Annotated in this window: 18 protein-coding genes and 1 pseudogene; 11 read left to right on the top strand and 8 right to left on the bottom strand. The window is 67.8% G+C overall.

Annotated features, from left to right (window positions below):
- The first annotated feature begins 184 nt into the window (after window positions 1-184).
- Window positions 185-1,201, top strand: coding sequence for a hypothetical protein (locus tag AC3ITN_RS03240; RefSeq protein WP_489392063.1), 1,017 nt, complete (start codon window positions 185-187; stop codon window positions 1,199-1,201).
- 51 nt (window positions 1,202-1,252) lie between these two features.
- On the opposite strand, the gene AC3ITN_RS03235 is transcribed toward AC3ITN_RS03240, so the two are convergent.
- A complete protein-coding gene (locus AC3ITN_RS03235) occupies window positions 1,253-2,032 on the bottom strand; it encodes a thioredoxin fold domain-containing protein (RefSeq protein ID WP_313347793.1) in 780 nt (259 codons plus the stop codon).
- A 233-nt stretch (window positions 2,033-2,265) separates the two neighbouring features.
- Between AC3ITN_RS03235 and AC3ITN_RS03230 the strand changes: the two genes are divergently transcribed.
- Window positions 2,266-2,805: a hypothetical protein gene (locus AC3ITN_RS03230; RefSeq protein ID WP_489392062.1), complete on the top strand. Its 540-nt coding sequence runs from the start codon at window positions 2,266-2,268 to the stop codon at window positions 2,803-2,805.
- Window positions 2,806-2,823: 18 nt separating this feature from the next.
- Here AC3ITN_RS03230 and xerD read toward each other — a convergent pair whose 3' ends face one another.
- The gene (xerD, locus tag AC3ITN_RS03225) at window positions 2,824-3,801 is read right to left on the bottom strand and encodes a site-specific tyrosine recombinase XerD (protein ID WP_489392061.1); all 978 of its coding nucleotides are present in this window, start codon (window positions 3,799-3,801) and stop codon (window positions 2,824-2,826) included.
- Between the two features lie 71 nt (window positions 3,802-3,872).
- Here xerD and AC3ITN_RS03220 point away from each other — a divergent pair, with 71 nt between their 5' ends.
- The gene (locus tag AC3ITN_RS03220) at window positions 3,873-4,349 is read left to right on the top strand and encodes an RDD family protein (RefSeq protein ID WP_313347849.1); all 477 of its coding nucleotides are present in this window, start codon (window positions 3,873-3,875) and stop codon (window positions 4,347-4,349) included.
- A gap of 13 nt (window positions 4,350-4,362) precedes the next feature.
- Here AC3ITN_RS03220 and lptG read toward each other — a convergent pair whose 3' ends face one another.
- Window positions 4,363-5,469, bottom strand: a complete 1,107-nt coding sequence (gene lptG, locus AC3ITN_RS03215) for an LPS export ABC transporter permease LptG (protein WP_313347850.1) — start codon at window positions 5,467-5,469, stop codon at window positions 4,363-4,365.
- Window positions 5,466-6,545: an LPS export ABC transporter permease LptF gene (lptF, locus tag AC3ITN_RS03210; RefSeq protein WP_313347851.1), complete on the bottom strand. Its 1,080-nt coding sequence runs from the start codon at window positions 6,543-6,545 to the stop codon at window positions 5,466-5,468. Before lptF ends, lptG begins: the two co-directional genes overlap by 4 nt.
- Before the next feature lie 104 nt (window positions 6,546-6,649).
- Between lptF and AC3ITN_RS03205 the strand changes: the two genes are divergently transcribed.
- From AC3ITN_RS03205 to AC3ITN_RS03195, 3 genes are all read left to right on the top strand, one after another.
- Complete coding sequence (locus AC3ITN_RS03205; RefSeq protein ID WP_489392060.1) at window positions 6,650-8,140, top strand: leucyl aminopeptidase; 1,491 nt, start codon at window positions 6,650-6,652, stop codon at window positions 8,138-8,140.
- Window positions 8,127-8,552, top strand: coding sequence for a DNA polymerase III subunit chi (locus AC3ITN_RS03200; RefSeq protein ID WP_313347853.1), 426 nt, complete (start codon window positions 8,127-8,129; stop codon window positions 8,550-8,552). The genes AC3ITN_RS03205 and AC3ITN_RS03200 overlap by 14 nt, the downstream gene beginning before the upstream one ends.
- Before the next feature lie 73 nt (window positions 8,553-8,625).
- Entirely contained in the window at window positions 8,626-11,466 is a 2,841-nt protein-coding gene (locus tag AC3ITN_RS03195; RefSeq protein WP_489392059.1) for a valine--tRNA ligase, read from the top strand.
- A 141-nt stretch (window positions 11,467-11,607) separates the two neighbouring features.
- On the opposite strand, the gene rimI is transcribed toward AC3ITN_RS03195, so the two are convergent.
- The 3 genes from rimI to pssA are packed head-to-tail and all read right to left on the bottom strand — an operon-like array spanning window position 11,608 to window position 13,378.
- Window positions 11,608-12,105, bottom strand: coding sequence for a ribosomal protein S18-alanine N-acetyltransferase (gene rimI, locus AC3ITN_RS03190; RefSeq protein WP_489392058.1), 498 nt, complete (start codon window positions 12,103-12,105; stop codon window positions 11,608-11,610).
- Window positions 12,102-12,602 (bottom strand): SAM domain-containing protein, encoded by a 501-nt coding sequence (locus AC3ITN_RS03185; RefSeq protein WP_489392057.1) that lies wholly within the window; start codon window positions 12,600-12,602, stop codon window positions 12,102-12,104. The genes rimI and AC3ITN_RS03185 overlap by 4 nt, the downstream gene beginning before the upstream one ends.
- Window positions 12,599-13,378 carry a CDP-diacylglycerol--serine O-phosphatidyltransferase gene (pssA, locus tag AC3ITN_RS03180; protein ID WP_313347856.1) on the bottom strand — a complete coding sequence of 260 codons (780 nt, stop codon included), beginning with the start codon at window positions 13,376-13,378 and terminating at the stop codon, window positions 12,599-12,601. The genes AC3ITN_RS03185 and pssA overlap by 4 nt, the downstream gene beginning before the upstream one ends.
- A gap of 102 nt (window positions 13,379-13,480) precedes the next feature.
- On the opposite strand from pssA, the gene AC3ITN_RS03175 reads away from it, so the two are divergent.
- From AC3ITN_RS03175 to AC3ITN_RS03165, 3 genes and pseudogenes are all read left to right on the top strand, one after another.
- Entirely contained in the window at window positions 13,481-13,861 is a 381-nt protein-coding gene (locus AC3ITN_RS03175) for a DUF4124 domain-containing protein (protein WP_489392056.1), read from the top strand.
- Window positions 13,862-14,079: 218 nt separating this feature from the next.
- Window positions 14,080-15,771 carry a proline--tRNA ligase gene (locus AC3ITN_RS03170; protein WP_489392055.1) on the top strand — a complete coding sequence of 564 codons (1,692 nt, stop codon included), beginning with the start codon at window positions 14,080-14,082 and terminating at the stop codon, window positions 15,769-15,771.
- A 150-nt stretch (window positions 15,772-15,921) separates the two neighbouring features.
- Window positions 15,922-16,296: pseudogene (locus tag AC3ITN_RS03165) on the top strand (H-NS histone family protein); the annotation flags it as partial.
- A 291-nt stretch (window positions 16,297-16,587) separates the two neighbouring features.
- On the opposite strand, the gene AC3ITN_RS03160 reads toward AC3ITN_RS03165, so the two are convergent.
- Window positions 16,588-17,847 carry a threonine/serine exporter family protein gene (locus AC3ITN_RS03160; protein ID WP_489392054.1) on the bottom strand — a complete coding sequence of 420 codons (1,260 nt, stop codon included), beginning with the start codon at window positions 17,845-17,847 and terminating at the stop codon, window positions 16,588-16,590.
- 104 nt (window positions 17,848-17,951) lie between these two features.
- On the opposite strand from AC3ITN_RS03160, the gene AC3ITN_RS03155 reads away from it, so the two are divergent.
- Window positions 17,952-19,064 (top strand): ABC transporter permease, encoded by a 1,113-nt coding sequence (locus tag AC3ITN_RS03155; RefSeq protein ID WP_313347860.1) that lies wholly within the window; start codon window positions 17,952-17,954, stop codon window positions 19,062-19,064.
- Window positions 19,064-19,894: an ABC transporter ATP-binding protein gene (locus tag AC3ITN_RS03150; RefSeq protein WP_489392053.1), complete on the top strand. Its 831-nt coding sequence runs from the start codon at window positions 19,064-19,066 to the stop codon at window positions 19,892-19,894. Before AC3ITN_RS03155 ends, AC3ITN_RS03150 begins: the two co-directional genes overlap by 1 nt.
- The last annotated feature ends 2 nt before the right edge of the window (window positions 19,895-19,896 follow it).

Raw genomic sequence — 19,896 nt, 5'->3', positions numbered from 1 at the left:
AGCACGCGGTGCTCAGCGCCATGACCCGGTCACCGGATGACAGCGATTGGAATGGTGCAGAGGAATAAACGCCCGTGACGCCCCGTGATGCATGGCGCGCGCGGGGCGCGAGCGTTTCATGAAAGTCTGCCACGGGGTTGCACCAACAATGGCGGGGCACTCGTTCGATTGCCATTGGAAGCTCATGACTACTGCAACCTCCCGCGTCCCCACCCCCCTCCTTCGGATCGCCGCCTTCCTCGGCAGTTCACGCGCCAAGACGAAGCTGGAGCTCCCCACGGTCAAACTCCGCTCCTTCACGCATCTCTCCAACCGACCGAAGGTGTCGGACCCGCCTGTCCGCCCGTTCGAGTTCCGAAAAGCCGACAAGCTGTCTCTGCAGGATGTGAGGAAGTTGATGGCACCGGCGCAGCTGCACGTGCCGCCGGTGCCGCGGGAAACGGAACGTGGTCCGCGCACTGCACCCCTGCTGATTCATGGGGCTGCAGGAACCAGCGCGGCACGCACCGCCGGGAACCTCCAAGGCGGCTGGCCGCACAATCATTGGGCAGCCCGCCCGGCGGGTGTTGCGACCCGGTCCAATCACGTTGATACCACCGATGCGAAGACGGATGCAGCTGCATTTCCCTCCGTCTTTCGCATACCCCGGCCCGCCCTCCTGGAAGTGAAATGCGCGAGCGAGCCGACGCTGCCATCAACGGCACCCGCTCCCCCGCCCCCCCCAGCGCCGCCCGCCTTCCCTGCCGCGCAGGTTCATGCAACCTCGGGCGGTCTGCTCAAGGAGTTGCAGCGCACTCCGTTGATCAAGAGCCGCTCGCTCGAGGACCAGGCGACAGTGAGTTTCGGGACCCGCAAGGAAAAGACACACGAGGCGCCGGACAGCAGCGCACGCTATGCCGCTCGTGGGCGCCTCAACCATAGCGACCTGTTCGGGGGTACGTTGCCGACCGAGCTGCTGCGGAAGATCGCCGAGCGTCGCGCAATGCTGGACCTGGAATCGGAGCAGCGCGCGGTGGATGACAAGACCGCTGCACCCAAGGTGGTCCACGTTCACTACAAGGTTGTAGAAAAGGGGGCCACCGGAGTCAACAACGCGTTCGCGGGACTTCCGGGGCGGCAGAAGGACAGCGCCGTCAAGAACGACATGATGACGGAACTCAGGCAAAAGCTGGCGACGCGCGCCAACAATCCCAGCGGCTGAGCCACGCTGGTCGGACCGGAGGCATTGAGCCTCCGGTCTGGACAGCCCGGTTTACCGGGACTGCCGCTCCAGCGCCTTGGCCAGCTGTGCCGGGGTGAGATAGCCGCCCAGCTGGGTGCCGTCGGCGGCGAAGATCGCCGGGGTGCCGCTCACGCCGACCTGCTGGCCCAGGTTGTACTGCATGGCCACCGGGCTGGTGCAGTTCTTCGGCGCTACCGCCTGGCCGCTCTTGGCTTCGGTCAGCGCCTTGCGCTTGTCCACGGCGCACCAGACCGAAATCATATCGGTGAAGTCCTGGCTGCCGGGACCCATGCGCGGAAACGCCAGGTATTCCACGGTGATGCCCTGGCGGTTCAGTTCGGGCAGGTCCTGGTGCAGCTTGCGGCAGTAGCCGCATTCGATGTCGGTGAACACCGTGATCGTGTGTTTCGGGTTGGGCGCGGCGAACACGATGCGCTCGCTGCGCGGCACCTTGTCCAGCAGGGCCTTGCGGTAAGACAGCAGCCCGGCACTGCTGGCCGGCCCCCGGTTCTGGATGTCATACGGCTGCGACTGCATCAGGTAGCGGCCATCGTCGGACACGTACAGCACCTGACCGGACACCAGCACTTCGCGGAAGCCCGGGAACGGTGCGGCACCGATGTAATCGGGGTTGAACTTTGCATCCAGGCTGGCCAGCGCGGTACGCACGGTCTGCTCGGCCGTGGCGTTGGACGCCGGTGCCGCACTGGCGGCCGGCTTGTTCGAAGAGGAGGCGACCGGGGCGGCCGGCTGGGCGCAGGCCGTCAGGCTGAGCGCGCCGAACAGGGCGACGGTAAGGACACGAAGCATCAGGCGTTCCACGGTAGGGGATGTGCGAATTCTCGCACAGCCGGCTGGAACGCGAGGTACGCCCAGCAGAGGGAGCCGGCACTCGGGTCGCGTCAGGTGAGTGATTTCTGGAAGCAGCCGCGCATCCGAAGGCCCAGCCTCGGACGTCCTACGCTACCTCCACGCCAATGCGCTGCCTTCCCTCGCTCACTCTGTCTCTCAAGGCCCATCTACTTGGCAGCACCACCGCACGCGTGGCGCTGGCAGCCAACACGCCAGACCCGGGCGGCAAGCGATACGCCTTGGCCCTGAGCAGCCTCTCCAACAGCGAAGCGGCCATGTACCGGGCCTACGGGAAAGGCAGGTTGGCCGAGGACCAGCTGATCTCGCGCGCCACGAAACTGGCCCGTCTGGGAGCGACGCTGAATCCCTCGGTGCCGGTCCACATCGGCATGGCCAGGCTGCTGAACGCGTGCCATGCTCTACATCCCGCAACACTCCCCCCTGACACACCCTTGGCGGCCGCTCCCAGCCACCTGATGGCCGGTACCGGCGCGGTCGACAACGCTCCTCCTGCGCAGGATGAGGATGAGGGTGAGGGTCGCAGCCGCGGGCACGATTCGGTCGATGGTGATGCGCGGTCCTGTCACAGTTTTATCTGGTGGGACAGTTCCGATACCGGCTCGGTGAGGAGCCGGCGCACGTGGAGCCTGGCTTCCTTCGACAGTGTGGAGGGCGTTGCCCCCCTCTGGGGCAAACGACCCGGTGATGAAGTGCATTCCCTGCGGCGGTAACCGCACGCGCCGCGCCGCTCACCCCCGCGGATGATGCCGCGCATGCAGCTTCTGCAGGTGTTCGCGTGCCACCAGGGTGTAGATCTGGGTGGTGGACAGCGAGCTGTGGCCGAGCAGCATCTGCAGCGCGCGCAGGTCCGCGCCGCGGTTGAGCAGGTGGGTGGCGAAGCTGTGGCGCAGCCCGTGCGGGCTGATCCGCACCGGGTCGATCCCGGCCAGCGCTGCGTACTTCTTCACCAGCACCCAGAACTGCTGGCGGCTCAGCGCATGCAATGACGGGTCGAGGAAGAGCGGCACGCTGCCGTCGCGGGCGGCCGGGACGGCGCGTTTGCCCGCCAGCTGCGGGCGCGCCTCGGCCAGGTAGCGTTCCAGCCAGTGCTGGGATTCCTCGCCCAGCGGCACCAACCGCTCCTTGCTGCCCTTGCCGGTTACCCGCAGCACGCCCTGGCGCAGGTTGACGGCGTTGGCCGGCAGGTCGACCAGTTCGCTCACGCGCAGCCCGGCGGCGTACATCAGCTCCAGCATCGCGCGGTCGCGCAGGCCCAATGGCTGGTCGACATCCGGCGCGGCCAGCAGGGCGTCGATCTGGCTTTCGGCCAGGGCCTTGGGCAGCAGCCGCGGCAGGCGCGGCGGGTCCAGCAGCGCGCTCGGGTCTTCGCTGCGCTGGCCGCGCCGCACCGCATCGGCAAAGAAGGCGCGCAGTGCCGACAACAGCCGGGCGTTGCTGCGCTGCGACCAGCCATGCCGGGTGCGCCACGCCAGGTAGTCGAACAGCCCGGTGCGGTCGATGCCCCCCAACCCACCCGCGGCCCCGTCGCGCCAGCGCGCCAGCCCTTCCAGGTCACGCCGGTAGCCGTCCAGGCTGGCCCGGGCCAGGCCCTGCTCGGCCCAGATGGCGTCGAGGAAGCGCTGGATCAGTGCGTTGTCGGCATCGCGCAGCTCGGGCAGGTGCTGCACCAGTTGCCGGCGGGCGGCGGGAGTGGGGGTGTCGGACATGTCCACAGGATACGGAGCCGGGGCGGCAGCGGCCATTCCAACACGCGCGCAGGCGCAGGTATGCTCGGCGCATGCACACGCCCACCGCCACCGCCGCCGTCATCGACACCGCCCGCCCCGCCTCGCTGCTGCTGTGGCGGTTGCTGGCGCTGGTGTACGACTTCTTCCCGGCCTTGGCACTGTGGATGCTGCTTGGCGCGTTGTTTACCGCTGGTTACGCGTTCGGCCACGCCGCGCGGGACAACATCGCGCCGTTCAGCGCCCTGCAATGGGTGCTGTGGGCGTGCTGCTGGGCGGTGACCGGCCTGTACGCCGTCGAAAGCTGGCGGCGCGGCGGCCAAACGCTGGGCATGCGGCCGTGGCGGCTGCAGGTGGTCGGCCCCGATGGCACCGCACCCACACGACGCCAGCTGTGGCTGCGCTACGCGGTGGGCACGCTGTCGGTGCTGCTGGGTGGGCTGGGGCTGTGGTGGGCGTTGATCGACCGGCAGCGCCTGACGTGGTACGACCGGGCGAGCGGCACCCGCCTTCGGCGGATCCCGCGCTAGTCGGGGTGACCCGTCACCCCGATTTGCGCCGGAACAGCATGCCCGACACCACCAGCATCACTATCGGCGGCAACGCATAGGCAATGCGGTAATCGAACTTCAGCGCGCCCGCCATGCGCCCGAAGAACAGCTGCAGCAGCCAGAAGCCCAGCGCGAACAGGATGCCCAGGAACAGCCGCTTGCCCATGCCGCCGCTGCGCAGCGAACCGAAGGCGAACGGCACCGCCGCCAGGCACAGCGCCAGCACGTTGATGGGATAGAACCAGCGGCTCCAGTAGATGTCCTCATAATCGCGGGCATCCAGGCCGTTGCGCTTGCGGTACTCGATGCTGGTGCGCAGGTCGCGCGCCGGCAGGTTGCGCGGCTTGGACATGCCGGTGGCCAGTGCGGCCGCGTCCAGCTGCGAATCCCACTTCTCCGATTCCGCCGTGGTACGCGTTGCCGAGCGCTCGCCGAAGGTATCCCGGCGCACCTTGCGCAGCGTCCACCCGTCCGGACCGTGCTCGACGGTGCCAGCGTGTGTCAGCGAGGCCAGGTGCCCGTCGTCGGCGATCTGGTACAGACGCACGTCACTGAGCACCAGCCGGGTACCGCCGCCCGGCAGCAGCTGTTCGTCGCCACTGACCGCATTGAGGAAGGTATCGCCCTCGCGCACCCAGATGCCCGAGTACCGCGACGACGCCAGGCTTTGCCCCGACTTGGCGCTGGCCTTGATGGTGTCCGAACGCTCCTGCGCCCACGGCGCGAGCGTTTCGCCGCTCACCACCATCACCGCGGTCAGCAGCGACAGCGCGATTGCCACCGAAACGCTCAGCCGCTTGCGCGACAGGCCCAGCGCGCGAAGCGCGGTCAGTTCGGAGGTGGCCGCCAGTTGGCCCAGCCCCATCAGCGACCCGATCACCGCGGCGGTCGGGAAGAACGTGTAGGCGCGGCGCGGCACCGTGTAGAGCACCGCCGCCGCGGCATGCCCCAGGGTGTAGCCGCCCTTGCCGACGTCCTTGAACTCGCCGGAGAACGCCATCACCACGTCCAGGCCCACCAGCACGGCCCAGGTCAGCAGGACGGTGCTGAACACCGCCCGGCCCAGGTACAGGTCAAACCGCATCGGGCGAAGCTTCATGCGGTCCTCCGCGGGCGCGACAGCTTGCCGTCACGCAGGTACATCCAGATGGCCAATGCCAGCAACGGCAAGCTCAACCACCACAAACCCACCGTGCCGGACAGCTTTCCGTCGGCAATCCAGCGGGTACCGATGAACATCAGGTTCATGCCCACCATGTAGGCCAGGAACGCCAGCATCATCCGGCCGTAGCGCTGCTGGCGCGGCGAACTGCGCGCCAGCGGCAGCGTCATCAGGGCGAAGGCGAGCGCGATCAGCGGCGGGGTGATGCGCGAATGCAGCTGTGCCTGCGCCGCCGGGCGCTCGTCGCCGAACAGCTGGCCCGTGGGCATCAGCTCCGGGTCGTTCTCGTCGCGGGTGTCGGCGCCGTCGGGGAGGGCCACGTCATTGCGGGCAAAGGTCATCAACCGGTAGTCCAGCCCCCCGGCCAGCGGACCTTCGACCTGGTGGCCGTCTTCCAGCTGCAGGTAGCGCTGGCGGTCGCCCTCGAAGAACATCTTTCCGCGTGCGGCCGACGCCACTTCGACCCGGTCGCCCCGCGCGCGCTGCAGGAAAATGCGGCCCAATCCACTGCCGTCGGCGGTGACGGACGACAGGTAGACCACGCCGCCATTGGGAAGCATGGTGAATTTGCCCGACTCCAGGCCGGCCATCACCAGGCTGCGGTTGGCCTCCTGGATGAGCCGTTCGCTGGTGCGGTCGGCCCAGGGGCCCAGCCACAGCGAGCACAGGGCGATCAGCGCCACCACCGGCAGCACCAGCATCAGCACCGGCCGCAGCAGCCGCTTGGGCCCGACCCCGATGGCGGTCAGCACCGCCATTTCCGAGTCGCGGTACAGCCGGGCCGTGGCCAGCAGCAGGCCCAGCATCAGCGCCAGCGGCAGGATCAGCGGCATGTAGACGATGAACTGCAGGCCCAGCTGGGAAAAGAGCAGGCGGGCGGGCAGGCGGCCATCGGCGATGTTGCCGAGGATGTCCACCAGCACACCACCGACGCTCACCACCAGCAGAACGATGAGGGTGGCCAGGAAACTCTGGACGAAATCACGCAGGAGATAGCGATCGAGCTTCGACATGGGGTGGTGGTTTAAACTCTCGGATTCGTTCGCGGTGCTGCCCAGTCTACTGACGGGACGTAAACAGCTCGCGATTGTACGGATTTGCCAACGGAATCTGATCAATGGCCCTGGAATTCACCCTGAACCACGCAGCGCCGGCCTCGGCCGAGTGCGACTGCGTCATCGTCGGCGCCTACGCCGACCAGACCCTGAGCCCGGCGGCACAGGCCCTGGACGCCGCTTCCGGCGGCCGCCTGAGCGCCCTGGTCAGCCGCGGCGACGTCGGCGGCAAGACCGGCGCCACCACCCTGCTGCATGACGTACCCGGCGTGACCGCACCGCGCGTGCTGGTGGTCGGGCTCGGCGAGCCGGCCAAGTTCGGGGTCCCGCAGTACCTCAAGGCCGTCGGCGACGCCAGCCGCGCGCTGAAGAGCGGGGTCAACCGCCATGCGCTGTTCACCCTGTCCGAGATCGAGGTCAAGGGCCGCGACGCCGCCTGGAACATCCGCCAGGCCGTGATCACCGCCGACCACGCCGCCTACCGCTACACCGCCACGCTGGGCAAGAAGAAGCCCGAGGCCCAGGGCCTGGCCACGCTGGCCATTGCCGGCACGGACACCCAGGCGCTGACCCAGGGCCAGGCCATCGCCGCCGGCGTGCAGCACGCCCGCGAGCTGGGCAACCTGCCGCCCAACCTGTGCACCCCGGCCTACCTGGCCGAATCCTCGGTCGCCTTCGCCCAGGCCCACGCCGGTGCCGACGCCGAGATCCTGGAGGAGGCGCAGATGGAGGCGCTCGGCATGGGCTCGCTGCTGGCCGTGGCACGTGGCTCGGCCAACCGCCCGCGCCTGGTGGTGCTGAAGTGGAACAACGGCGGCGACGCCAAGCCCTACGTGCTGGTCGGCAAGGGCATCACCTTCGATACCGGCGGCGTCAACCTGAAGACCCAGGGCGGCATCGAGGAGATGAAGTACGACATGTGCGGTGGTGCCAACGTCATCGGCACCTTCGTCGCCGCGGTCACCGCGAAGCTGCCGCTGAACCTGGTGGTGGTGGTCCCGGCGGTCGAAAACGCCATCGACGGCAACGCCTATCGTCCCTCGGACGTGATCACCGCCATGTCGGGCAAGACCATCGAAGTGGGCAATACCGACGCCGAAGGCCGCCTGATCCTGTGCGACGCGCTGACCTACGCGCAGCGCTTCGAGCCGGCCGCGCTGGTCGATGTGGCCACCCTGACCGGTGCCTGCGTGGTCGCGCTGGGCCACCAGACCGCCGGCCTGATGACCAAGCATGACGACCTGGCCAACGAGCTGCTGGCCGCCGGTGAACACGTGTTCGACCGCGCCTGGCGCCTGCCGCTGTGGGACGAGTACCAGCCGATGCTGGATTCCAGCTTCGCCGACGTCTACAACATCGGCGGCCGCTGGGCCGGTGCGATCACCGCCGGCTGCTTCCTGTCGCGCTTCACCGAAGGCCAGCGCTGGGCCCACCTGGACATCGCCGGCGTGGCCAGCGACGAGGGCAAGCGCGGCATGGCCACCGGCCGTCCGGTCGGCCTGCTGAGCCAGTGGCTGCTGGACCAGGTCGGCCGCGCCCATGTCGCGGGCTGATTTCTACCTGATCGCCAAGCCGCGGTTCCTGACGGAACCGCTGCGCCTGGTCTGCGAACTGGCCCGCAAGGCCAACGACGCCGGGCTGTTCACCCTGGTGCTGGCGCGCGACCAGGCCCAGGCCGAGGAACTGGACGAGCTGCTGTGGTCGTTCGACGCCGATGCCTACATTCCGCACCAGATCGCCGGTGAGGACATGGACGAAGAAGAGGCACTGGTGCTGATCGCGGTGCCCGGCACCGAGGCCCCCGCCCGCCCGCTGGTGATCAACCTGCGCGACGACCCGTACCTGGCCAGCTGCGACCGCGTGCTGGAGGTGGTCCCCGCCGACCCGGAGGCGCGCGAGCCGTTGCGCGAGCGCTGGCGCCAGTACAAGGCGCTGGGCTTCGACCTGAACAAATACGACATGTAACCGCAAGCCTGGCGCCCTTGATCGGTGCCGCCAGCGCCCTGATCCTTTACTGATTGCCTCCTGGTTCCCCCGCATGACCCAACTTGCCTCCAGCTACGACCCCAAGACCTTTGAAACGGAGCTGTACGACTCCTGGGAGAAGGCTGGGCACTTCAAGCCGTCCGGCAAGGGCGAGCCGTACACCATCCTGCTGCCGCCGCCGAACGTGACCGGCACGCTGCACATGGGCCACGCGTTCCAGCAGACCCTGATGGACGCGCTGGTGCGCTACCACCGCATGCGCGGGTACGACACGTTGTGGCAGGTGGGTACCGACCACGCCGGCATCGCCACCGAGATGGTGGTGTCGCGCAACCTGGCGCTGGCCGGCAACGGCGAGAGCCGCGATTCGCTGGGCCGCGACGGGTTCATCGAGAAGGTGTGGGAGTGGAAGGCACAGTCGGGCGACATCATCGAACGCCAGATGCGCCGCATCGGCACCTCGGCCGACTGGTCGCGCAGCACCTTCACCATGGACCCGCAGCCTTCCGAGGCGGTGGTCGAGGCGTTCCTGCGCTGGCATGAGCAGGGGCTGATCTACCGTGGCCAGCGCCTGGTCAACTGGGACCCGGTGCTCAAGACCGCCATTTCCGACCTGGAAGTGGAAAGCGTGGAAGAAGACGGCTTCCTGTGGTCGATCGCCTACGCGCTGGAAGACGGCGCCAGCTACGAGCACGTGGAGCGCGACGCCGACGGCAACGAGACGCTGCGCGAAACCCGCCCGTATCTTGTCGTGGCGACCACTCGACCGGAAACCCTGCTGGGCGATACGGCTGTGATGGTGCACCCGGAAGACGAGCGCTACGCGCACCTGATCGGCCGCAGCGTCACCCTGCCGCTGACCGGGCGCAGCGTGCCGGTGATTGCCGACGACTACGTCGACCGCGCCTTCGGTACCGGCGTGGTCAAGGTCACCCCGGCGCACGACTTCAACGATTACCAGGTGGGCCTGCGCCACAACCTGCCGATGATCAACCTGTTCACCCCGGTGGCAGCGATCAACGACAACGCGCCGGAGAAGTACCGCGGGCTGGACCGCTACGAAGCACGCAAGGTGATCCTGGCCGAGCTCGAGGAGCTCGGCATCCTGGTCGAGACCAAGGCGCACAAGCTGCAGGTGCCGCGCGGCGACCGTACCCAGCAGGTGATCGAGCCGTACCTGACCGACCAGTGGTTCGTGAAGATGGACGTGCTGGCCAAGCGCGGTTTGGAGCTGGTCGAAGGTACCGATGGAAAGCCGGGCAGCATCCAGTTCGTCCCGGCCAACTGGATCAACACCTACCGCCACTGGATGGAGAACATCCAGGACTGGTGCATCAGCCGCCAGCTGTGGTGGGGCCACCGCATTCCGGCATGGTTCGACGAGGCAGGCAACTGCCATGTCGGCCGCGACGAGGCCGATGCGCGCGCGAAGAACAACCTCGCCGCCGACGTCGTCCTGCGCCAGGACAGCGACGTGCTGGAGACCTGGTTCTCCTCGCAGCTGTGGCCGTTCTCCACCCTGGGCTGGCCGAACGAGGCCGCCATGGCCGAGCGCGGTTTCGAGCGCTACCTGCCGTCGTCGGTGCTGATCACCGGCTTCGACATCATCTTCTTCTGGGTGGCCCGCATGATCATGGCCACCGACAGCTTCACCGGGAAGATTCCGTTCAAGGACGTCTACATCACCGGCCTGATCCGCGATGCGCAGGGCCAGAAGATGTCCAAGTCCAAGGGCAACGTGCTGGACCCGCTGGACATCATCGATGGCATCTCCATCGACGACCTGGTCGCCAAGCGCACCACCGGCCTGATGAAGCCCAAGGATGCGCCGAAGATCGAGAAGGCCACCCGCAAGGAGTTCCCCGACGGCATCATCGCCCACGGGGCGGACGCGCTGCGCTTCACCATCGCCGCGCTGGCCACCCACGGCCGCGACATCAAGTTCGACATGAGCCGCGCCGAGGGCTACAAGAACTTCTGCAACAAGCTGTGGAACGCCAGCCGCTTCACCCTGATGAACACCGAGGGGGCGCAGTTCACCGGCGTGCCGCAGCCGCGCACCGATGCCGAGCGCTGGATCCTGGCGCGGCTGGCGGCGGTGTCGGCCGAAGCGCAGACGCACTACGCCAACTACCGCTTCGACCTGCTCGCGCAGGCACTGTACGAGTTCGCCTGGAACGCGTTCTGCGACTGGTTCCTGGAACTGACCAAGCCGGCGCTCAACGGCGACAACGCCGAGGATGCGGCCAGCACCCGCCACACCCTGCTGTACGTGCTGGAAGCGCTGCTGCGCCTGCTGCACCCGCTGACCCCGTTCGTCACCGAGCAGCTGTGGCGCCAGGTGGCACCGCGCCTGGGCATCGACGGCGACACCATTTCGCTGCGCGCCTACCCCACCGGCGACGAGTTCGCCGGGGATTACGTGCGTGCCGAGGCCGACGTGGAATGGCTGAAGTCGATGGTCAGCGCACTGCGCCGCGTGCGCAGCGAGCTGGCCGTGCCGCCGGCCAAGCAGGTCACCCTGCTGCTGCAGGGTGGCACCGAAGAGGACCGCAACCGGCTGGCGCGCTTCAACAGCTCGCTGTCGTTCCTGCTCAAGCTGGAACGCATCGAATGGCTGGGCGCCGACGCGGACACCCCGCCGGCGGCCACCGCGATCGTGGGCGACCTGAAACTCCTGGTGCCGCTGGAAGGCCTGGTCGACCTGGATGCCGAGCGCGCCCGCCTGGACAAGGAAATCAAGCGCGTGGAATCGGAGAAGGAGAAGAGCGAGGTCAAGCTCGCCAGGTTCACCGACAAGGTGCCGCCGGCGGTGATCGAACAGGAGCGCGTGCGCCTGGTCGAATGGACCGCGCAGCTGGACGGGCTGGTCGCGCAGCGCGCGAAGCTCTGAAGGTGGTGAAAGGTGTACGCAGCCACGCAGGGCGTGGCTCTACACCGAAACCGGGAACCTGCCAAGCAGCCACGCAGGGCGTGGCTCTACGCCGAAACCGGGAACCTGCCAAGGGTAGAGCCACGCCCTGCGTGGCTGCCCTTACAACGGCGGCATCGTCTGGATGTCGTCGTCGATCAGCTCGATCGCCATCACCAGCGCATCCTCGCGTCCCTCGCGGGCCGGGTAATACCGCGGGCGGCGGCCGATCTCGTTGAAGCCTTCGCTGTGGTACAGCGCCATCGCCGGCGTGTTGGACGGACGCACCTCCAGGAATACCCGCAGCGCGCCGTGGTCGCGGGCCAGCTTGACCAGCGCGCGGAACAGCATCCGGCCCAGGCCGCGGGTCTGGCAGGCCGGGTCGACGCAGACGTTCAACACATGGGCCTCGTCGGCGGCGATGCTCAGCACCCCGTAGCCCACCAGCACCGCATCGTCCTCCAGCACCAGCGCCGGATACCCGGCCCGCAGGCAATCGACGAAAATGCCGCGCGTCCACGGGAACGGATAGCCCCGCAGCTCGATCTCCATCACCGCGTCCAGGTCGGCTTCGCGCAACGCGCGCAGTGACAGCGGGCGTGGCGAGCTGACCGCGCTCACCCTTGGCCCCGCTTGCGCAGTGCCCTCAGCTGCGGCCACAGCGCGCGCTTGGCGGCCGGGTTGGCGCGCAGTTCGTCCAGGTTCCAGCCGGCCATCAACGCCTGGGTCTCCGCCTCGGCCGGGTTGCGCCCGGAGGCGCGCAGCAGTGCGATCTGCAGCCGATCGGGCATGCGGACTGCCGGTCGGCGGCCCCCCGTGGCACGTTCGCGCGGCGCGGCGGCCGTCGGATCGTCGGTGCTGGCCGGCGCGGCGCGGCGCACGGGCGCGGGTTCACGCCGGGGCGGCGCATCGGGGTCGACCGCGCGCGGTGCCGGTGCCGTGCGTTCCGCTGCGGGCGCCGGCTGCGTCGCCTGCGCTGCCGCGGCGAGCCCCAGCTCGATCCCCGTCTCGGGCACGGCCGCCTCCACGTTGCCGTCCACGAACACCGTGTAGCCCATCGCCTGCAGCCAGGACTGCTGGGCAGCGGACCACAGCGGCGGGTCGGCCGGAATGCTCACGCGTTGGGCTCGGCCGTCTTGCGGGTGCGCTGCCACAGCCAGTACAGCGGGCCGGACAGCGCATAGATCACGCCCACCGCAAACAGCACGCGCGGCAGGTCGATGACCATGATGGCGATGGCGATCGGCACCAGCGCCAGGGCCAGGAACGGCACGCGGTCGGCGCGCGGGCCTTTCACGCCGCTGCCCTTGAAGCTCCAGAAGCGGATCCGGCTGACCATCAGCAGGGCGGCCACCAGGGTCACGCCCAGCGCCACGTAGCGCAGCTCGTTGCCATCCCAGCCCAGCGTGCCGTCGGCGAAGGCCCAGACGAAGGACATCATCAGGCCAGCGGCGGCCGGGCTGGCCAGGCCGATGAACCAGCGTTTGTCGACCACGCTGACCTGGGTATTGAAGCGCGCCAGGCGCAGCGCGGCGCACGCGGCATACAGGAACGCCACGGCCCAGCCCACGCGGCCCAGCACGGGGTCATCGAACTTCAGCCAGGACAGCGACCAGTGGTACATCACCAGCGCCGGGGCCATGCCGAAGCTGACCAAGTCGGCCAGCGAGTCGTACTGCACGCCGAATTCGCTGCTGGTCCCGGTCAGCCGGGCCACCCGGCCGTCCAGGCCGTCCATGACCGCCGCGACGAACACGGCGATGGCGGCATTGACGAAATCGCCGTTGGCCGCCGCGATGATCGCGTAGAACCCGGCGAACAGGCCGGCGGTGGTGAACAGGTTGGGCAGCAGGTAGATGCTGCGCGAGCGCGGCGGGGGTTTCATCTCATCCATGGGGTCAGTTTAGTGGCTGCGGCCCCGTTTTGGGGGGAGGCTTGCCAGCAGGGGGCGGTAATGCTGCAATCGCGCTCCTGTCCCCCGTTGCCCGGAGTTGCCATGCGTGCCCTGCCCCTCGTGTGCTGCCTGCTGCTGCTCGCCAGCGCGTCGGCCAGCGCCGGAACCGTCTACAAGTGGAAAGACGCCAACGGCGTGACCCAGTATTCGGAGAAGCCGCCCACCGGCCAGAAGGCCGAAGAACGCCAGATCCAGAGCCGGGATCCGGCCGGCCGCCCCGCGGTCGCCGCCGCGGCAACGGCCGAATCGGCCGATTGCACCACCGCCCGCAACAACCTGGCCCTGCTCAACGGCAAGGGCGCGGTGCTGCAGGACACCAACGGCGACGGCAAGCCCGATACCCCGCTGGATGACGGCCAGCGCCAGAGCCAGAAGGGCCTGGCCGAGGCCGGCGTCAAGGCGTACTGCAAGCCGGCGGCCTGACGGATACGCGTAGACCGCGACGGTCACACGACTGACAGTTATGCCCGCCGTCGTGGCTGGCAACCTCCGGGCCGTCGCTTCGCGACGTTGAGAACGGCTCCTGCCGTTCTCTGCGTGTGCTACAGCCTACATTCTGCCAGCCCAACCCCACTCGACCGTTGGTCGATTGGGGTTGGGCTGGCAGAATGTAGGCTTTCCGCCGTTCAGCGAAGCCGACGATGCGCCTCTCCCAGTTCCACCTGCATACCACCAAGGAAACCCCCAGCGACGCGGAGCTCACCAGCCACCGCCTGATGCTCCGCGCGGGCATGATCCGCAAGCTGGCCTCGGGGCTGTATATCTGGTCGCCGCTGGGCCTGCGGGTGCTGCGCAAGGTCGAGCGCATCGTGCGCGAGGAAATGGAACGCGCCGGCGCGGTGGAATTCCAGGTGCCGACGCTGCAGCCCAAGGAACTGTGGGAAGCCACCGGGCGCTGGGAGAAGTTCGGCCCGCAGCTGCTGAAGATCAAGGACCGCAAGGAGCAGGTGTTCTGCTACAGCCCGACCGCTGAAGAAGCCGCGGCCGATTTCGCACGCCAGGAGCTGTCCAGCTACAAGCAGCTGCCGATCAACTTCTTCCAGATCCAGACCAAGTTCCGCGACGAGATCCGCCCGCGCTTCGGTGTGATGCGCGCGCGCGAGTTCCTGATGAAGGACGCCTACTCCTTCCACCTGGACGACGCCTGCCTGGTCCGCGAATACGAGAACATGAAGGCCGCCTACGCCCGCGTGTTCACCCGCCTGGGCCTGGACTTCCGCATGGTGCAGGCCGATTCCGGCGCCATTGGCGGCGATGCGTCGCAGGAATTCCACGTGATTGCCGATTCGGGCGAAGACGCGCTGGTGTTCTCCACCGGCTCGGATTACGCCGCCAACCTGGAAGCGGCCGTGTCTGCCGCACCGGGCCCGCGCCCCGCTGCCAGTGAAGCGCTGCGCAAGGTCGACACGCCCACGCAGAAGACCTGCGAAGCGGTGGCCGCACTGCTCGGCCTGGGCCTGGAGCGCACCGTCAAGTCCATCGCGGTCATGAGCGAGGCCGGTTTCGTGCTGGCGCTGGTGCGTGGCGACCACGAGGTCAACGAGATCAAGCTGGGCAAGGTGCAGGGCCTGCAGGGCTACCGCATGGCCAGCGAAGCCGAGATTGCCACCCACCTGGGCAGCGAACCGGGCTTCCTGGGTCCGCTCAACCCGGCACAGCCGATCCGCATCGTGGCCGATCGCGACGTCGCGGCGATGGCCGATTTCGTCATCGGTGCCAACGAAGCCGGATTCCATATTGCCGGCGTCAACTGGGGCCGTGACCTGGTCGAACCGGACGTGGCCGATATCCGCAACGCGAAGGAAGGCGATCGCGCCGCCGATGGTGGCGAGTTGAAGATCGCGCGCGGTATCGAAGTGGGTCACGTGTTCCAGCTGGGCCGCCAGTATGCGCAGGCATTGAATGCCACCGTGCTGGATGAAAACGGCAAGGCGGCGGTGTTGGCGATGGGCTGCTACGGCATCGGCATTTCACGCATCGTCGCGGCCGCCATCGAACAGAATCACGACGAAGCCGGCATTATCTGGCCCGACGCGATGTCGCCGTGGCAGGTGGTGGTGTGCGTGATCAACCCGAAGAAGGACGAGGCCGTCAACGCCGCCGCCGCCGAACTGCTGGCGCAGCTGCAGGCCGCCGGCCTGGATGTGGCACTGGATGATCGCGGCCTGCGTCCGGGGGCGATGTTCGCCGACATGGAACTGATCGGCATACCGCACCGCGTGGTGGTGTCCGAACGCGGCGTCGCCGCCGGCACGTACGAGTACCGCTCGCGCCGGGCGAGCGAGGCGGAGAGTCTCGACCGCGACGCGCTGATGGCAACGCTGACGAAATGATGACAGGCCGGGTGAAATATCCCGGCTTTTCATTATCCCGTTTTCATTGATTATTCCTGCTTGCTGTGCAGGCTTCGGATGAAAATGTATGCTGTGGATGACGCCAAGGACTGGCTGACCCCCGTCCTTCATTAGATTCCGGAGCAGTTGATGAGTATTGACCTGAGCGGGTTGTCCGCCAAAGAACTGGGCGCCCTGATCAAGAACGCCAAAAAGCAGCAGACCATCGTTGCCAAGCGCCCCGCCGTCAGCAAGGTGCGTGCGCAGCTGAGCAAGCTGGCCAAGGCCAACGGTTATACCCTTGAGGAAGTCGCCGGTGTCGCCGCGCCGACCCGTGGTCGCGCCACCAAGGCCAGCAAGGCCGCACCGGCCAAGAAGGCCGTGCGCAAGCTCGGCAAGGTGGCCCCGAAGTACCGCAACCCGGCCAATCCGAAGGAAACCTGGACCGGCCGCGGCAAGCAGCCGCGCTGGCTGGCCGCCCACACCGGCAAGGGCAAGAAGCTGGAAGATTTCCTGATCAAGAAGTAAGCGACGCGCGGTACGCGCTCGTTTCAAAACGCCGGCTCGGATGCCGGCGTTTTTTTTGCTTGCGCAGGGACATGGCGTTGGCACGCATGGCTCGTTTACGTGCGCAGGGTCATGGCGTTGACACCCATGGCTCGTTTACGTGCGCAGGATCATGGCGTTGACACGCATGGCGTGTCACTACGACCCTTGGTCGCTTGGTGTTGGGGTCGGGCGTTGATGGTGGTTGCAGCCGTCGCGTAGAGACACGCCATGCGTGTCCCTCGGAAACTCTCATAATCTCTCAATAACTCACAGATTCTTTCGCGCCGGCACCAGCAGGTTGCCGAACAATAATCCCGCCACCAGCGCCATTACCACGTTGAGCACCGTCATCAGCACGGTCTGGCCGGCGCTCATGTCCTGCTGCTGCACCAGCGTGAGCACCCCGCGCAGGCTGGTACTGCCGGGCACCAGCATGATGATGCCGGGCAGGCGGATGATCGCGCCCGGGCGCTGCACGATGCGTCCAAACAGGTTGCCGGCCGCCATCATCACCATGGCCGACATGAAGATGCCGGCCGGCAGCCCCCACGCCTGCCCTGCGAATTTTGAAATGGCGTAGCCGGCGACGGATGCGGCCATCACCCACGGATAATCGCGGCGATTGGCCTTGAACAGCATCGCGAAGGCAAAGGCGGCAAGCAGCAGCGCACTCCATTCCACCCAGTCCGCCTGCGGCCGCGACGCGCGCACCAGCGGGTCCAGCCCGAGAATGCCCGACAGCGTCACCGCGATCACCGCGCCCACCGTGAGCTTCAGAATGGTGGTGATCGCACCGGCGAAGCGCGCCGTGCCCGATACCCAGTGCTGGCTGGCCAGTTCGTTGACCGCGTTGGTCAGCGACATACCCGGCAGCATCACCACCAGCGAGGCGATGATCACCGTGTTGAGGTTGAGCGGCCCCACGAACGAGGCCACCAAGGCCGCCACCGTGCCGGCCAGCAGCGCCGCCAGCGCCTCGCTGGCCTCGCGGCTGGCCGGGCGCCGATCGGTGAGCAGGGTCATCATGCCGATCAGCAGGCCGATCACGCCGGCCGTGGCGATGTCCAGCCAGGGCAGCTTCCACAGCCCGGCCACGCCGGCCGCGCCCAGGCTGTAGGACAGGATCATGCGGATCTTGCCGCGCCGGCCCGGATCCTTGTCCAGCTGGCGCAGCGCGGTATGCCCCTGGGCGATGCTCATGGTGCCGTTGGCGACCGCGTCGGTGATCTGGTCGGCGATGCTGAGTTTATGCAGGTCGTTCTCGCCCGGGGCGAGGCGGATCACGCGGGTGATGTCCGACGAGCCGATCGCCTTGGTCGGGTCGCTGAAGCTCAGGATCAGCCCGGTCGGGTTGGACCACGGCTCGCAATCCAGGTCCAGGCGCTGCGCCAGCGCCACCACGGCCGCCTCCAGGCGCTGCGCGGTGGTGCCGTAACTGTGCAGGCGCCCGGCGATCTCACAGACGAAGGCCACGCGCTGTGCGTAGGTGGCCGGGGGGGTGGCAATGGCGGGTGCGTCGGCAGACATGCGACGTAGTATTACCCGAAGCCTGCCCGGGCTGAACAACGATGTCGTTCGGCGCACACACTTGGCCTCCACGCAGACAGGTTATGCTGCGTGGAGGACGCCCCATGACGCCAGACCAAGCCCCCCAACTCGAACAGGATCCACAGGACCCCGGCGTGATCCGGTTGTCCGGACAGTGGACGTTGCGTACCGCGCTCGACGCGGCCGAAGTGCTGCGCGCGGCGCCGGAGAAAGTGACCGGGATCGATGCCAGCGGCATCACCCAGCTCGATTCGGCCGGCGTGCTGCAGGTGCTGCGCGTGGCCCATCGCGCCGACCTGCCCGAGGACGCGCTGACCTTCCGCGAGGAACACCGTGCGCTGGTCTGCACCATCGAAGAGGTGGCCGACGACCGGCCCAAGCCAAAGCGCGACTTCGGCGTGCTGGCGGCACTGGAACGGCTGGGCGTCAGCGTACACAGCACGGGCCACAACATCGTGGCGCTGGCCAGCTTCCTCGGCGAGAACCTGGTCAAGGGCGGCCGCCTGCTGCGCGAACCGCGCCGTTTCCGCCTGACCGCCACTGTGCACCACATGGAACAGGTGGGCCTGGATGCGGTGCCGCTGGTCGCCCTGCTGTCCTACCTGGTCGGCGCGGTCATCGCCTTCCTCGGCTCGACGATCCTGCGCGACTTCGGCGCCGAGATCTATGTGGTCGAACTGGTCAGCATCGCCTTCCTGCGCGAATTCGCGGTGCTGCTCACCGCCATCGTGCTGGCCGGCCGCACCGCCAGCGCGTTCACGGCGCAGATCGGCTCGATGAAGGCGCGCGAGGAAATCGACGCGATCCGGACCCTGGGCCTGGACCCGGTCGACCTGCTGGTGCTGCCGCGCATCATCGCCCTGCTCATCACCCTGCCGCTGCTGACCTTCGTGGCGATGATCGCCGGGCTGGCCGGCGGCGTGACCGTCGGTGCGTTCGACCTGGATATTCCGCCGCAGATGTACCTGGCACGCCTGCACGACACCATCGAGGTGCGGCACATGCTGGTGGGACTGTCCAAGGCACCGGTGTTCGCCGCGGTGATCGGCCTGATCGGGTGCCTGGAGGGCCTGAAGGTGGAAGGTACCGCGCAGTCGGTGGGCGAGCGCACCACGTCCAGCGTGGTGCAGACCATCTCGCTGGTGATCATCATCGACGCGTTCGCCGCGTTGTGGTTCATGCACATGGATTGGTGATGACGACTGTGACCGCCCCTGCCGAGGACACCCGCACCGCCCTGGCCGACGACGCCGGGCTGGCCATCCGCGTGCGCGGGCTGACCAACCGCTTCGGCAGCCAGACCGTGCACGATGACCTGGACCTGGACGTACGACGTGGCGAGATCCTCGGCGTGGTGGGCGGCTCGGGCACCGGCAAGTCCGTGCTGATGCGCAGCATCCTCGGCCTGCGTACGCCCGATGCCGGCCATATCGAAGTACTGGGCGTGGATGCGCGCTCCGACAACCGCGCCGACCGCCTGCACATCGAACGCAATACCGGCGTGCTGTTCCAGGACGGCGCGCTGTTCTCCTCCATGACCGTGGGCGAGAACGTGCAGGTCCCGCTGAAAGAACACCACGGCGAACTGCCCGAGCGCTGGCACTACGAACTGGCCCTGCTCAAGGTGAAGCTGGCGGGGCTGCCGGCCGATGCGATCAACAAGCTGCCCTCGCAGTTGTCCGGCGGCATGCGCAAGCGCGCCGGCCTGGCCCGCGCGTTGGCGCTGGACCCGCCGCTGCTGTTCCTGGACGAGCCCACCGCCGGCCTGGACCCGATCGGCGCGGCCGCGTTCGACCGCCTGATCAAGACCCTGCAGGAAGCGCTGGGCCTGACCGTGCTGCTGATCACCCACGACCTGGACACGCTGTACGCGATCTGCGACCGGGTGGCGGTGCTGGCCGACCACAAGGTGATCGCCAATGCACCGCTGCACGAGATCGAACAACTGGAGCACCCGTGGATCCAGGAGTATTTCCACGGACCGCGCGCGCGTGCTGCACGCGCCGCAAAGCCTGAGAGCGAGTAAGC

Source organism: Stenotrophomonas sp. KH_036_B, assembly GCF_057839485.1.
The sequence above is the reverse complement of the archived record's forward strand: the minus strand, read 5'-3'. Positions and strand labels throughout refer to the sequence as shown.